General features: G+C 71.0%; 13 protein-coding genes. 11 read left to right on the forward strand and 2 right to left on the reverse strand.

Annotation, left to right across the window (positions count from 1 at the left end):
* Window positions 1-269 precede the first annotated feature (269 nt).
* From KBZ08_RS11440 to KBZ08_RS11455, 3 genes are all read left to right on the forward strand, one after another.
* On the forward strand, window positions 270-632 hold the full coding sequence (locus KBZ08_RS11440) for a phosphomannose isomerase type II C-terminal cupin domain (RefSeq protein ID WP_106222633.1): 363 nt from the start codon (window positions 270-272) through the stop codon (window positions 630-632).
* 92 nt (window positions 633-724) lie between these two features.
* On the forward strand, window positions 725-2,668 hold the full coding sequence (locus KBZ08_RS16375; RefSeq protein WP_315861258.1) for a DEAD/DEAH box helicase: 1,944 nt from the start codon (window positions 725-727) through the stop codon (window positions 2,666-2,668).
* A gap of 58 nt (window positions 2,669-2,726) precedes the next feature.
* Window positions 2,727-3,032: a hypothetical protein gene (locus KBZ08_RS11455; protein ID WP_254973061.1), complete on the forward strand. Its 306-nt coding sequence runs from the start codon at window positions 2,727-2,729 to the stop codon at window positions 3,030-3,032.
* A 27-nt stretch (window positions 3,033-3,059) separates the two neighbouring features.
* Here the strand turns inward: KBZ08_RS11455 and KBZ08_RS11460 are convergent, their stop codons facing one another.
* Window positions 3,060-3,263, reverse strand: coding sequence for a hypothetical protein (locus tag KBZ08_RS11460; RefSeq protein ID WP_106222630.1), 204 nt, complete (start codon window positions 3,261-3,263; stop codon window positions 3,060-3,062).
* Between the two features lie 285 nt (window positions 3,264-3,548).
* Between KBZ08_RS11460 and KBZ08_RS11465 the strand changes: the two genes are divergently transcribed.
* From KBZ08_RS11465 to KBZ08_RS11480, 3 genes are all read left to right on the forward strand, one after another.
* Window positions 3,549-3,977, forward strand: coding sequence for an RNA-binding protein (locus KBZ08_RS11465; protein ID WP_254973063.1), 429 nt, complete (start codon window positions 3,549-3,551; stop codon window positions 3,975-3,977).
* 59 nt (window positions 3,978-4,036) lie between these two features.
* On the forward strand, window positions 4,037-5,791 hold the full coding sequence (locus KBZ08_RS11475; RefSeq protein ID WP_254973246.1) for an ABC transporter ATP-binding protein: 1,755 nt from the start codon (window positions 4,037-4,039) through the stop codon (window positions 5,789-5,791).
* Between the two features lie 103 nt (window positions 5,792-5,894).
* Window positions 5,895-6,782, forward strand: coding sequence for an LCP family protein (locus tag KBZ08_RS11480; protein ID WP_219904440.1), 888 nt, complete (start codon window positions 5,895-5,897; stop codon window positions 6,780-6,782).
* Here the strand turns inward: KBZ08_RS11480 and KBZ08_RS11485 are convergent.
* Window positions 6,751-7,254, reverse strand: a complete 504-nt coding sequence (locus tag KBZ08_RS11485; protein WP_254973066.1) for an MgtC/SapB family protein — start codon at window positions 7,252-7,254, stop codon at window positions 6,751-6,753. The two genes, KBZ08_RS11480 and KBZ08_RS11485, sit on opposite strands and share 32 nt — an antisense overlap.
* Window positions 7,255-7,358: 104 nt before the next feature.
* Here KBZ08_RS11485 and KBZ08_RS11490 point away from each other — a divergent pair, with 104 nt between their 5' ends.
* The 5 genes from KBZ08_RS11490 to KBZ08_RS11510 are packed head-to-tail and all read left to right on the forward strand — an operon-like array spanning window position 7,359 to window position 13,987.
* On the forward strand, window positions 7,359-8,339 hold the full coding sequence (locus KBZ08_RS11490) for an aromatic acid exporter family protein (RefSeq protein ID WP_254973068.1): 981 nt from the start codon (window positions 7,359-7,361) through the stop codon (window positions 8,337-8,339).
* Entirely contained in the window at window positions 8,333-9,415 is a 1,083-nt protein-coding gene (locus KBZ08_RS11495; protein ID WP_254973070.1) for an FUSC family protein, read from the forward strand. Before KBZ08_RS11490 ends, KBZ08_RS11495 begins: the two co-directional genes overlap by 7 nt.
* 4 nt (window positions 9,416-9,419) lie before the next feature.
* Entirely contained in the window at window positions 9,420-10,781 is a 1,362-nt protein-coding gene (locus KBZ08_RS11500; protein WP_254973072.1) for a carbohydrate porin, read from the forward strand.
* Between the two features lie 15 nt (window positions 10,782-10,796).
* Window positions 10,797-12,584, forward strand: coding sequence for a TolC family protein (locus KBZ08_RS11505; protein WP_254973074.1), 1,788 nt, complete (start codon window positions 10,797-10,799; stop codon window positions 12,582-12,584).
* Entirely contained in the window at window positions 12,581-13,987 is a 1,407-nt protein-coding gene (locus KBZ08_RS11510; protein ID WP_254973076.1) for a chloride channel protein, read from the forward strand. The genes KBZ08_RS11505 and KBZ08_RS11510 overlap by 4 nt, the downstream gene beginning before the upstream one ends.
* Window positions 13,988-14,184 lie beyond the last annotated feature (197 nt).

Raw genomic sequence — 14,184 nt, forward strand, 5'->3', positions numbered from 1 at the left:
ACCGCTGGGATCTCTCCCTTTCCGGGAGCCCCTTGATTCCTTGAGTCCCCCCTTGAGGAATGCCCTCCTGCATCGTCACGAAGGCGTGAACCGGCCCAGCCGGAGCATTCCCTTCAGGTGCCCCGAGGTCCAAAGGGACAACCCCATGGATTCCCTGGCCCCAGGTGGTTCCGGTCAGTCTTTTTCCCACCTCCACACGCGCCCTCCCGCCGCCGTCGCGTCCCACCCGACACCCGTGCCACTCGCTGCGATTCCTGGAGAGCGCCGCGATGGCTGAGCGGGTCCAGCGGCCCTGGGGATGGTTCGAGACCCTCGCCACAGGCCCCGGCTACCTCGTCAAACGTCTGCGGATCCGGGCGGATCAGCGCATCAGCCTGCAGCGCCACCACCAACGCAGCGAGCACTGGGTGGTGGTGACCGGCGAGGGGGTGATGGAAACCGAAGGCGGCGCCATCACCGCCGCCCCCGGCGCCACCCTGTTCGTCCCCTGTGGCGCCCTGCACCGGGCGGCGGCCGGAGCCACCGACCTGGAGATCATCGAGGTGCAGCTGGGCGCGGTGCTGCGGGAGGAGGACATCGAGCGATTCGACGACGATTACGGCAGGGTGGTAAAGTCTCATTTCAACCTTTGAGCAAGGGCAAGGCAGCCCGGGTGCATGGCACCCATCTCCAACGGTCCGCTGCCGGCCTGCGTTGAAAAGGATTCACCAGGCTCCCGCATCCCGTGACCCAGATCATTGACGGCAGCACCCTCACCGGTGCTGCCGATTCCCAGGCGGCCCTCGCGCAGCCCTGCGAGGCCGAGACGGCTTCGTCCCCCGTTTCCCTGGGGAACGCCACCGCGCTCGATGTCCCCGAAGCTCCGGACTCCGCCGCTGCCCAGGTCGTCATCCCTTCCGATGACGCCGTCACCGAAGCACCCGCCACAGAAACGCCAGCCACTGAACCGACTGCCACCGAGACGGCAGCCCCCGTCAGCGCCTTCGCCGCCTTCGGCCTGCGCCAGGAGCTGCTCGACGGCCTGGCGGCCATTGGCTTCGAGGAGCCCTCACCCATCCAGAAGGCTGCCATCCCCGAGCTGATGCTGGGCCGCGACCTGGTGGGCCAGGCCCAGACCGGCACCGGCAAGACGGCCGCCTTCGGCCTGCCCCTGCTGGAGCGCCTCGATCCCGGCCAGCGCACCCCCCAGGTGCTCGTGCTCACCCCCACCCGCGAACTGGCGATGCAGGTGGCGGAGGCCTTCAACAGCTATGCCGCCTGCATGAAGGGCGTCAAGGTGCTGCCCGTCTACGGCGGCGCCGACTTCCGCGACCAGATCCAGCAGCTGCGCCGGGGCGTGCAGATCGTCGTGGGCACCCCCGGCCGGGTGATGGACCACATGCGCCAGGGCACCCTCGACCTCTCCGGGCTGCGCAGCCTGGTGCTGGACGAGGCCGACGAGATGCTGCGCATGGGCTTCATCGACGACGTCAAGTGGGTGCTTGAGCAGCTGCCCGCCGAGCGTCAGGTGGTGCTGTTCTCCGCCACCATGCCCCCGGAGATCCGGCGGATCTCCCAGAACCATCTGAAGAACCCGGCGGAGGTCACCATCCGCCAGAAGGCCGCCGACGGTCGCCGCATCCGCCAGCGCCACCTGGTGGTCAACGGTCCCCAGAAGCTCGAGGCGCTCGAACGGGTGCTGGAGGCCGAAGGCAGCGAAGGGGTGATCATCTTCGCCCGCACCAAGGCCATCACCCTCACCGTGGCCGAGTCGCTCGAGCAGCACGGCTACGACGTGGCGGTTCTCAACGGCGACGTCCCCCAGACCCAGCGGGAACGCACGATCGAGCGGCTCCGTGACGGCCGGGTCAACGTGCTGGTGGCCACGGACGTGGCAGCACGGGGCCTCGACGTCGACCGCATCGGTCTGGTCATCAACTACGACATCCCCTTCGATGGGGAGGCCTACGTGCACCGCATCGGCCGCACCGGCCGTGCCGGGCGCAGCGGTGAGGCGATCCTGTTCCTCACCCCCCGGGAGCGGCGCTTCCTGGGAGGCCTGGAGCGGGCGGTGAACCAGCCCATCGAAGCGATGGAGGTGCCGGGCAACGCCAGCATCAACCAGCACCGCCTCGACCGTCTGCGCCAGAAACTCACCACCGCCCTGCAGCAGCCCGCCTGCAATCCCGAGGAGCGGGCCCTGCTGGGCGAGATCCTGCAACGGGTGGCCCAGGAGCAGGCCTGCACACCCGAACAGCTGGCCCTGGCCGCCCTCGAGCTCGGACTGGGGGGCAAACCCCTGCTGTTGCAGGGCGAGGAGCGCTGGGGCCAGGGCCGTGCCGGCGCCCCCACCAGGGAGCGCGACCGTGACCGGGGCGAGCGCGACCGGGGTGGGGAACGCCGCCCCTTCAGCGACCGCCATCAGGAACGGGGCGAAGACGGTCCCGAGGACAACATGGAACGGTTCCGCATCGAAGTGGGCTGGCGGGATCGGGTCAAGCCGGGCAACATTGTCGGGGCCATCGCCAACGAGTCCGGCCTGGCCGGACGATCGATCGGGAAGATCCGCATCTTCGACGCCCACAGCACCGTCGACCTGCCCAAGGGCATGCCCGACGACGTCTTCGCCGACCTGCGTCGCCTGCGGGTGATGAACAAGGAACTTCAGATCTCCCGGCTGGGCTCCTGAAGTCCTTCCACGGCGCTCCTCCCCCCTGTTCCCCATGCCTTCCCAGCAGCGGCCACGCTTGCGTTCCTTCCGCCCCCGGCTCCTGCCGGGCCAGGCCGGTCTGATCCTCGGCCTGGTCGCTCTGGCGGCCTTCGGGTCGCCGGAGCGCCCGGCTGAGGCCGCCTCCGGCCCCATCCTCGAGGTCGTGCGCTCCATCTGCCTCTCCGCCTTCGAGACGGAGCTGGCCCAGTCCGGGAAGAAAGCCCCGGACGGGATGGCCAGCTACGCCTGCAACTGCGTGGCGGATCGCATCTCCAGCGGCAGCAGCATCGCCTCGGCCCGCAGCAGCTGCCGGGACGCCACCTCAAAGCGCTACCCGATCTGAAACCGGATCAGGCGTCCAGGCAGGGCCTCAGGCGCAGAGGCGGGTGACCTCCTCGCAGGCCGTCACCTGGAGCTCGCTCACGGAGAGCTGCTCCACGGCGGCGATCAGGCCCATCTGCACCTCGTGACTTTCGCTCGCCACCAGGACCTGCAGCAGGTCGAACAGATCCTGGGAACCGAGCTCTCCGTTCTCACGCCAGGTGAGGCTCCAGGGCACAGGGGCGGCTTTCATGGGATCAACTGGATCAGGGTTTGCTGACAATGGAGCGTCGTTGGCGGGGGTGGGGAGATTTTTTCGTTTTCCTTCGCATCTGCTTCAAGCTTCGCCATGGAGCCCCGGGGCACGGTTGTAGGCTTCGGGGAATTCCACGCCGTTCTGGCTCCCTTCGGCACGCATCGACGGCTCAGGCCCAACAGAGCCGGATCCATCCCTGGATCCGATCTGTGCTCCATGCCGACCGCCTGCTTTCCCTGGGATTCCCGACACCGGAGGAATCCGTTCCAGCTTTTTCTTTGAATGACCATCTACGTCGGCAACCTCTCGTTCCAGGCCGAACGCGAGGACCTTCTCGATCTCTTCGGCCAGTACGGCGAGGTCCGTCAGTGCAGCCTGCCCCTCGACCGTGAGACCGGCCGCAAGCGCGGCTTCGCCTTCATCGAGCTCGCCGACGACGCGTCCGAGCAGAAGGCCATCGACGACCTCCAGGACGTCGAATGGATGGGTCGCATGATCCGTGTCAACAAGGCCACACCCCGTGAAGGTGGCGGCGGCGGCGGTGGCGGTGGCCGCGCCGGCGGTGGTGGCTACGGCGGCGGCGGCAGTCGCCCCGGGGGCGGCGGTGGTCGCTCCGGTGGCGGTGGTTACGGCGGTGGCGGTGGCGGTGGTTACGGCGGTGGCGGCGGTGGTGGTTACGGCGGTGGTGGCGGCGGCGGCAATCGCTGGTGAGTCCGGCGGCGGTCAGGGCCGTTGCCGGCCCCCCGGGGCCAGCCCCGACAGCGGCAGGGCTGCGCAGCCTGCGGCCCCACCGCCGGCTGGTCGGCCTGGCGGCCGCCTGCTCGATCCTCAACAAGCTCTTCGACCTGGCACCCCCCGTTCTCATCGGCCTGGCGGTCGATGTGGTGGTCCAGCAGCGCACCTCCTGGCTGGCCGGCCTCGGCTTCACCACCGTGCCGGGCCAGCTGGGGGTGCTGGCGGTGCTCTCGTTCCTGATCTGGAGCGCCGAGTCCCTGTTCGAGTACCTCTACGCCCTCCTCTGGCGACGCCTGGCCCAGACGGTGCAGCATGAGCTGCGCATCGAGGCCTACGACCACCTCCAGCACCTGGAGATGGGCTTCTTCGAGGCCGGCAGCAGCGGGCGTCTGCTGACGGTCCTCAACGACGACATCAATCAGCTGGAGCGCTTCCTCGACCAGGGCGCCAACGAGATCCTGCAGCTGATCACCACCGTCCTGGCGGTGGGCGGGGCCATGGTGGTCCTCTCCCCCACGGTGGCCGGGGTCTCCTTCCTGCCGATCCCGGTGATCCTCTGGGGTTCCCTCCGCTTCCAGCGGCGCCTGGCCCCCCGCTACCGGGAGGTGCGCGAGCGGGCCGGCGACCTGGCCAGCCTGCTGAGCAACAACCTCGGCGGCATGCTCACCATCAAGAGCTACGCGGCGGAGGACTGGGAGAAGCAGCGGCTGATCGCCCAGAGCCAGGCCTACCGGGCCAGCAACGGCCGGGCCATCCGCCTCTCGGCCGCCTTCATTCCCCTGATCCGGTTCGCAATCCTGTTCGCCTTCATCGCCATCCTGGTGATCGGCGGACTGCAGGCCTGGAGCGGCGCCATCGCCATCGGCACGTATTCGTTCCTGGTCTTCATCACCCAGCGGTTGCTGTGGCCGCTCACCACCCTGGGCCGCACCCTCGACGACTACCAGCGCGCCATGGCCTCCACCCACCGGGTGATGGACCTGCTGGACACCCCCGTCGCCATCCCCAGCGGCAACCGGCCGCTCCCCATCGCCGACGTCCGCGGCCAGATCCGCTTCGAGCGGGTCGACTTCGCCTACGCCGGACGGGAGCGGCTTCTCGCGTCCTTCGACCTGGAGATTCCCGCCGGCGCCACGATCGGGATCGTGGGGGCCACGGGCTCCGGCAAGAGCACGATCGTCAAGCTGCTGCTGCGGCTGTACCCCATCCAGGCGGGGCGGATCCTGCTGGATGGGGTGGCGATCGAGACGCTGTCCCTCCAGGACCTGCGCCGGGCCATCGGCCTGGTGAGCCAGGAGGTGTTCCTCTTCCACGGCACCGTGGCCGAGAACATCGCCTACGGCAGCTTCGCCGCCACCCGCGCGGCCATCGAACGGGCGGCCGGCCTGGCCGAGGCGGCGGGGTTCATCGAAGCGCTGCCCCAGGGGTACGACACCCTGGTGGGGGAGCGCGGCCTGCGCCTGTCCGGGGGCCAGCGGCAGCGCATCGCCCTGGCCCGGGCGATCCTCAAGGATCCGCCGGTGCTGGTGCTGGATGAGGCCACCGCCGCCGTCGACAACGAAACGGAAGCGGCGATCCAGCGCTCCCTCGATCGCATCACGGCCTCCCGCACCACCCTGGTGATCGCCCACCGTCTCAGCACAGTGCGCCACGCCGACCGGATCGTGGTGATGGATCAGGGGCGCATCGTCGAGAGCGGCGGCCACGACGAACTGCTGGCCGGAAACGGGGCCTATGCGGCGCTCTGGCGGGTGCAGACGGGGCTGAGGCCCGAGGAGGCCCTGCGCTGAGCCCGCTGGGCTTAGCGTGGATTGAATGAAGATGTCCCAGCCCAGCAGAGGGGCCCAGCCAACCAAGGGGGCCCCGCCCAGGTCATCCCGACGTCGCACCCCCGTGCTGCTCGCGGTGGTCTGCGGCCTGGGGGCGGGCCTGTTGCTGGCCGGGCCCCTGGCCCAGCTGATCTCGGCCCGGGCCACCGCCGGAGGAAATCCGGCACTGACCAATCCCTTCGCCGCCTGGAGCGGCGGCATGGACCGTCAGGACATCCTGATTCTGGGCACCGACGTGGGCGGTGGCAACACCGATGTGATCGCCACCCTGCGCATCGATGGCAAGCAGACGAGCATCACCCAGATCCCCCGCGACACGTACATCGAGGCGGAGAGTTTCGGGCCGGTCAAGATCAACGCCCTCTACAACCTGGGCGGCATCGAAGCGGTGAAGCGGGAGATCTCCCAGCGCCTCGGCCGTCCCATCCAGCACCACCTGGTCGTCAACCTCTCGTCGATCCGCCAGATGGCCGATGTCCTCGGAGGCATCGAGGTGGACGTGCCCAAGCGCATGGTCTACGTCGACCGCAGCCAGGGGCTGTCGATCGATCTGCAGCCCGGGATGCAGACCCTGCGCGGCAAGGATCTGGAGGGTTTCCTGCGCTTCCGCCACGACGAGACCGGTGACCTCGGGCGCATGGACCGCCAGCAGCTGGCCCTGAAGTCCCTGTTCCGCAAACTCACCCGCCCCGAATACCTGGTGCGGCTGCCGGCCCTGATGATGGCCGCCCGCAAGGACATCAAGACCGACCTCGGACCCATGGAGCTGGGGGGATTGATCACGGCCATGGGCAGCACCCAGCTCGACACCCAGCGGCTGGACGGCCGCCCCTTCTACAAGGACGGCATCAGCTACTGGGACGCCGTCTGGCCAACTCCGGAGGACCCACTGGAGGCCGACAACGAGGGCCAGGCCAACGCTACGAACGGCCGCCACCGTTTCCTTTTCTGACCTCCCCGGGCGGCTTCTCCCCGTCACCGCCATTGCCGGAGATGGGGCCATCGTCGCGAACGGAGAGGGTGATGAGCGCCAGGCCGAGGGCCATCAGGACCGGCACGGGGCTGGAGACGGCCACGGTGACGCCCAGGGCCGCCGTGAACCAGATCGAGGCGGCACTGCTCAGGCCGCGCACCTCCGGGATGCCGTGCTTGGGACGCACCGGAGGCACCAGGATCTCGCCGGCGCCCAGGAAGCCGATGCCGGCCGCCACCCCCTGAATTACGCGGCTGCGGGCCTGGGCATCGGGGCCGGCCGCCAGGACCATCAGGCAGGCACTCATGCCCACCAGCACATGAACCCGCAGGCGGTTGGGGTGGGCACGGCTGCCGTGGTGCGCCCGGTTGATGCCCACCGCCAGACCGCAGAGCACCGCCATCCCCAGCCGCAGCAGGGCCTCCAGATCCGGGCTCAGCGAGAGGACCATGGCTGCCCACAGCACGGCAAGGGAAGATCAACCATGGCGCATCGCCGAATGGCCGTGGACCATGGGCCTCCATAGGCTCCTGCCACCCCTGCGCCTCGAGGTCCGTGCGCTCCGCCCTGCTTCGCAACAGCCTGAGGCTCGGGGTGGCCGCCTTCCTCACCGCCGCCCTGTCGCTCTGGTTCGAGCGGATCGCCTACGTCTGGTACCCGATACTGGCCGTGGTCACGGTCATGGAGGACGGTGACGACCTCAGCCTCCAGGCCGCCCGGGTGCGGGTCTTCGGCACCATCACCGGAGGGCTGGTCACCTTCCTGGTCCACACCCTGCTGTCCGGGTGGCCGGGGGTGCTGGTGTCGCTGCTGCTGATGCTGCCCCTGCTGCGCTGGCTGGGCTGGCAGTCGGCCGCCGGGACCGCGACGCTGGTGAGCCTGATGTTCCTGATGATCCCCAGCCATGTGGCCCTGAACTGGGATTACGTGTTCAACCGCACCCTGGACACGGCCGTCGGCTGCGTCATCGCCATCGTGGTGGGGCTGCTGTTCTGGCCCCGGCGGGGAATCGACCGGATGCTGCGGCTGGAGGCCGGGCTGCGCCAGGGCTACGCCGCCCAGCTGGAGCAGCAGCGCAGCTGGCTCGAGGGTCGTGGCGAGCGGCCCCAGCCCCTGCCCCCGGCCAGGCTCAGCCACGACCTGGTGGCGATGGAGCAGCTGCTGGCCCAGGAGCGGCGCGGACCCCATGGCCAGCGGCTGCAGCGGCAGCACTGGCCCCAGCGGCTGCAGCTGTGGGGGGCGGTCCAGCACCACTGGGTGCAGTGGGAGCGGCTGCTGGGGGGCCTCCCCGACCGGCTGGGCCTGGACACGGAGGCGGCCGGGGACCCGACCGGCGATCCCCTGCAGGCCGGCATGGCACGCATGGCGGCCCTGCTCCGGGGGGACACCCTGCCGGTGCTGGCCCCGGACCCCGGGCCTTGGCAGAGCCTGGCCCGGCACCGTTCGCTGCCGCTGCTGCCGCTGCTGGCCCTGGCCGAGGAGCAGCATCCGCTGCTGGCCAGTCTGCGCACCCTCAGTCTGGTGACCCGATGCTGATCCGCCGCTCCGAGCTGCGGCTGGCCCTGACCGCGGGGCTGATGAACGGCCTGGGTGCCCTGGCTCCGTTGGGTTACGGCTTCTACGCGCCGATGGCCGTGCTGGTCGTCTGCACCGGCACCTACGGGGGCTCCATCGGCCTGGGGCGCCAGCGCCTGCTGGGGTCGGTGGTGGGCGGGGTGGTGCTGGTGGTCTCCTTCACCGGCCTCAGCCACCTGCCCCTGCCCCTGGGCCTGAGCCTGTCCCTGGTCGCGATGCGGCTGGTGGGGGCGGCGTTGGGACTGGAGGTGGGGTACAAGGTGGGCAGCAACATCATCGTGATGGGCTGGCTGGTCCACGACGGTGAACTGGGCATCTGGGTTCCGGTGCGACTGTTCTGGACCGCGGCCGGCATCCTGGTGGCCCTGCTCTGCCTGCGGCTGTTCTGGCCCGACCTGGCGGTGGAAGGCAACCGGCAGCGGCTGCGCCGGTTCTTCGCCGATCTCGGCGGGGCCCTCGTCGCCCAGGCCGACCGCCTCGAGGCGCCGGCCGTCCCTGCACCGCCGGGGGCCCTGGTGGCCGCCCGGCGGCGCGAGCTGGAGACGGCCCAGGGTCTTCGGCGCCAGCTGGTGGCCCTGCGCCAGGCCATGCCGGCGGTAGCCGATGAGCTCGGCAACAACCCCACCAGCCATGCCACATTCCGGCTCTTCCAGCTCCTCAACGGGGCCGGCTCCCAACTGGTGGGTGTGGTCGACGGGCTGCGGCTCCTCGATCACACCCCGGCGGACCGGGGCCCCCTGGAGGGGCTGCACAGCGCCCAGGCCGAACTGCTGCGGACCGTGGCCGGACGACTGGAGCAATGGCGCCACTGCCTCGAGGTGCCCCACCGTCACCGACCGGCGCCGCCGGCCACAGCCATGGCCGCGCCGGCCCGCTGGGGGAACCTGGAGCAGGCCCTGCATGATCCGGATCTGGACCGGTTCGACCTGACCCTGCTGCAGCGCAATGCCAGCCGGCTGATGCTCTGCGGCCAGGCCCTGCGCAGCATCGAGCAGGCGGAGCACAGCTGGCGGGTCCTGGGGGAGGCCTCCGGCTGACGCCATGGCTGGAGCGCCCCCGTCCCCAACGCAGGTCTCCGGCCACCCCCCGGCGCTGGCGCTGGCGCTGCTGCTGCTGGCCGCCACCGGATCCGGCAACGCCGAACCGCTCCCCGCCGGGCCCGGGGCTGAGCCAACGCCACCGGAGGCGCCCCCACCGCAGCCGGCCCTGGTCCAGCTGGAGCCGGGTTGGGGCACCCTCCAGCAGACCCTGGGCCTGCCGGCCTGGGTGGATCTGGACCTGGAGATCCTGGCCGAACCGATGGTCAATCCCGTCGGCGGCCTGGTGAGGGAGGCGAGCTGGATCCAGCAGACCACCCTGGCCCTCACCCTCCGGGCCCCCACCGGCGAGAGCGCGGGACAGGAATGGAAGCGATGGGCGATGCATCTGGCCGTCGCCGGCTACAACGGCGATCCCAGCTACGCCCAGCGGGTGGGGGCGGCGCTGCCCCTGCAGGAGGTGGCCAACCCGGTGGGGTTCTGGCTCACCCGCGCCAGCCTGGAGCGCCGCTCCGCCGACGGCCGCTGGAGCCTGGAGGCGGGGCTGGTGGGCATGGCCCCCGACCTGTTCAGCGCCCCGGTCGAAGGCTTCTACGTCCACGACGCCCTCAACGGCGCGCCGGTGCTGTTCACGATCCCGAACTTCCCCGTCTTTCCGGTGGCGGCGCCGGGCGCCCGGCTGGTGCTGCGGCCGACCCCGGCCACCACCCTGCGGCTGGCCAGTTTCAACCTGGCCGCCACCGACGAGGTCGCCAAGCTCCTGGGGACCGCCAGCGGCCTTCCCCCCGGACGGGGCTGGACCCACCAGCTGCAGTGGAGCTATGCGGCCCCCTGGCTCAACCGCCGGCTGGGGGAGCCGATCGCCGCCTGCCGCCACGCTGGCGGCCTCCGGGCCCGGGGCCGGACCTGCGGCCGGCCCGTGATGGTGGAGCGGCAGCTGCCCGGCGGGCTGCTGCAGCTGGCGGCCTATGCCGGGACCGGGCCGAACCGGGGCCTGTACGGCAGCGCCACCGTGCCCGTGGCCCTGCCCTGGGGCCTCGACCACCGGCTCTGGGCCGCCACCGCCGCGGGCTTCGACACCGCCGCCAACCCCACGCCCAGCTACATCGGCGGTGGTCTGGTGAGCCAGGGGGTGCTGCCGGGCCGTCCCCTCGATCTGCTGATCCTCGGCGTGGCCCGCACGGGCTTCAGTCCGATCAGCCAGCCCGGTCTGAGCCACGAAGGGGTGGTGGAGCTGGGCTATCAGATGCGGATCAACCAGTCCTTCAACCTGCAGCCCAGCCTCCAGTGGGTCCTCAATCCCGGTGGTGCCGGCCGGGTGCCGGGCCTGTTCGCGGCGGGCCTGCAGCTGGGTTTCAGCTTCTAGGAGCCGGGGAGGCCGATGTCGAGCAAACTGGGCGCCGGACGGGGGAAACGGGAGGCCATGGGGGGCAGCGGAACGGGGCGGCCCCTGGCCAGGTGGATCCTCGCCGGCATGGCGCCAGGGATGGCACTGGGTCTCGGCCTCGGACCGGGCCCCATCGCGGCCCAGCCCCTGCCGGCGACCGGTGCCGGCGATGTCCGGCGCCTCGAGCGCCGCTGGAACGAACTGGATCGCCAGATCCGTGCCCTCGATGAGCTGCTGCCCGCCGAAGCGGCCCCCCTCCCCGCGGCCGGGCCGGACAGGGCGCCGCTGCCGGAGGCGCCGCTGGAGCCTGCGGAAGCCAGCGCGGCTGACGGGCCACCCCAGGGGCCCGTTCCCCTGCCGCCCCTGGCACTGCCGGAGGCGGGCGACCTCCACCCGGGCCAGCTTCAGGCCCTGAGCCTGGAGCAGTCGCTGGCGATCGGTTTCGCCAACAGTCCCAGCCTCCAGGCCCGCCGCGACGCGGTGGCGGTGGCCCTGGCCGAGCTGCAGAGCCAGATGGGCACCTACTGGCCCCGGATCTCCGCCTATGCCAACGGCGGTACCAACCAGGCCAGCACCAGCTTCTTCTCCCCCACCGGCACCGGGACCCTGTTCGCCCCCAGCAACCCCTTCTTCATCCCCCCCGGCGGCAGGGGCTCCCTCAACACCAACACCAACGGGGTGAGCGGCGGCCTCGAGCTGCGCTACGCGCTGCTGGATTTCGCCCGCACGCCGAAGGCGCGGGCCGCCCTGGCGCGACTGCGCGGCAGCCGTCTGGACTACGCCGATGCCCTGCGGCGGCTGCAGCTGTCCCTGAGCGAGAGCTACTACCAGCTGCAGCGGGCCGACCAGCTGGTGCGCATCCGCGAGGCCGTCGTGCGCAACGACCTGCTGATCCTGCAGGACAGCCTGGACCTCAAGCAGGCCGGGCTGGTGCCCCGGCTCGACGTGCTGCGGCGGCAGGCGATCGAAGCGGACGGCCAGGAGCAGCTGATCGCGGCCCTGGCGGAACGGGCGGTCGCCCGCCGGCGGCTGGCGGCTCTGCTCAACCTGCCGCCCCAGCTGACCCCCACCGCCAGCGACCCGATCCGCCTGCAGCCGCGCTGGCCCCTCGACCTGGAGGCCAGCCTGCTGGCCTCCTTCCGGGACAACCCGGAACTGGAAGCCCTCCTGGCCACCCGCGAGGCGCTGCTGCGCCAGAAGGATGCGGTCGCTGCCGAACTGCTGCCGAAGCTGTCGCTGTTCGCCAGCGCCGGTGCCGGGGCCACCAACGCCAACAACTGGAACGTGCGCATCGCCGACGGCGGCTGCTGCGGAACCACAGTGGCCACCTCCCTCAACACCTACGGCACCGACTGGTCGGTGGGCCTGGCGGTGAGCTGGCTGCTCTTCGATGCGGGGACCACGCGGGGCCAGGCCCGGGCCCTGGAGCGCCGCGGTGCCGCGGTGGCCCAGCAGTACGCCGCCCAGCGCAACGACATCCGGCTGCGGATCGAGCAGGCCTTCCTGGGCCACGAGGCCAGCCTGGCGCGCCTGGTGGCCGCCAGGCGGGGCGTGACGGCGAGCCTGGAGGCCTTCCGGGATGCCCGCCTGCGCTACCAGGCGGGCCTGAGCAGCGAGCTGGATCTCTCCAACACCCAGGAACGGCTGATCGCCAGCCTGGTCCAGCGCCTGGAGGCCACCGTGAACGTCAACGTCACCTACGCCCAGCTGCTGCGCGAACTGCTGCCCATGCCGACGGACCCGGAGGCCACGGTTCCGGCGCGCCTGCAATGGAGCCCATGACGATGCCCCCCGAAGCGATCGATGCCGCCGATGCCCGGCGTGACGGCAGTCTGCGCCTGGGGCAAGTGGTCGCCCTGCTGCTGGCGGCGCTGCCGCTGCTGTTGCTGCTGCAGCCCTACCAGTGGCTCTCGGCCCTCGGCTTCCGCCTCCAGCAGGCCTGGCCCCTGGGCGGGGGAGGGGGGATCCCCGGCGGCAGCCTGCTGCTGGTGTTCGCCGGCACGACGCTGCTGACCCTGATGGCGAACGGCCCCCTCAAGGGCGGCCGGGGCGGCGGACTCACCGGGGTGCTGGCCCTGCAGCTGGAGCGGGTGCGCCAGGGTCCTTCACGCACGGCAGCGCTCGCCTCCCTGGATCTCAGGCGCCAGCTGGCCCGGCTGCCGCTGCTGCTGCTCACCCATGGCGCCGGCCTGACGGTGGGGCTGGAGTCCCCCTCCGCCTCCCTGGGGGCGAGCCTGCTGCTGGCCCTGCGGCAGTGGGTGGCCCCCCTCAAGCGTCTGCCCCTGCCGGTGCTGCTGGCGACCGGCGCCGGGGCGGGTCTGGGCATCGCCTTCAACTCCGTCCTGCTGGGGGTCACCTATGCCATCGAGGAGCTCTGCCGGCGGCGCTCGGCGGCCCTCATCAACGGCACGCTGCTGATCACGGGGGCGGGCGTGATGCTTGGGGTGGCCACCGGCCTCTGGGGCAGCACCCCGGACGCGGCCCCCGCCCACCAGGCCGGTGCATCCCTGCTGGTGGGAGGCGGCGTCCACCTGCTGGGTCCCGCCCTGCTGCTGACCCTGGCCGCCGGCTGGCTGGGGGGCGTGTTCGCCGCCGGTACGGCCTGGATGGCCGCTTGCTGGGGCCGCTGGCTTGCGCGACCGGCCAGGGCGGGGGGATCGGCCCTGGCCAGGCCCCTGGCGGGGGCCCTGCTGGCCGCCCTGGTGATCAGCCTGGCGGCCGTCGCCAGCGGTGGCTGGAGCCTCAACGACGGCCAGCTGCTGATCCTGCGCATGGCCTACGGCGAGGATCGTCCTGGGCTGGAGATCCTTCCCTGGCGGCTGCTGGCCTCAGTGCTCAGCATCGCCATCGGCGCCCCCGGAGGTGTGATGCACGACGCCATGTCACTGGGGGCGCTGCTGGCCGGACCCCTGATCGCCGACCTGCCGCCCCTGGAACGGCAGCTGCTGGTGTGGACCGGGGCGACGGCCCTGTTCAGCGGGGCCTGCCGCACGCCCCTGTTCTGCGCGCTGTTCGTGATGCAGATCGCGGGAACCATGGCGCTGCTGCCCTGGCTGCTGTGGGTGGCCGCTCTGGCGGCACCGATCGGCCGCTGGGTATGGACAGAGACGTGGAACGAGGTGCAACTGGAACGCTGGCTTGAGATTCACGGAGTCAAGGAGACAGAAGGGATGAAAGCAGCATGAAGAGTCCACCCCTGTCCCTTTCGCGACAGGGACTGCCCCGGAAGTGACGGCCGGGAAAGAGACCTGGGACGGGCAAGCAAGAAAACGCTAAAGTGGAAATCGGGGTCGCAGGTCTACGAACTGTTTCACCAACTGACCGACCAACAGCCCTTGCAACCTGATGTGTTTCCCCGTCGGCCGGCCATGTATCGAAGAGG

Source organism: Cyanobium sp. Candia 9D4 (assembly GCF_024346155.1).
In the GTDB taxonomy this organism is placed as follows: Bacteria; Cyanobacteriota; Cyanobacteriia; order PCC-6307; family Cyanobiaceae; genus Cyanobium; species Cyanobium minutissimum.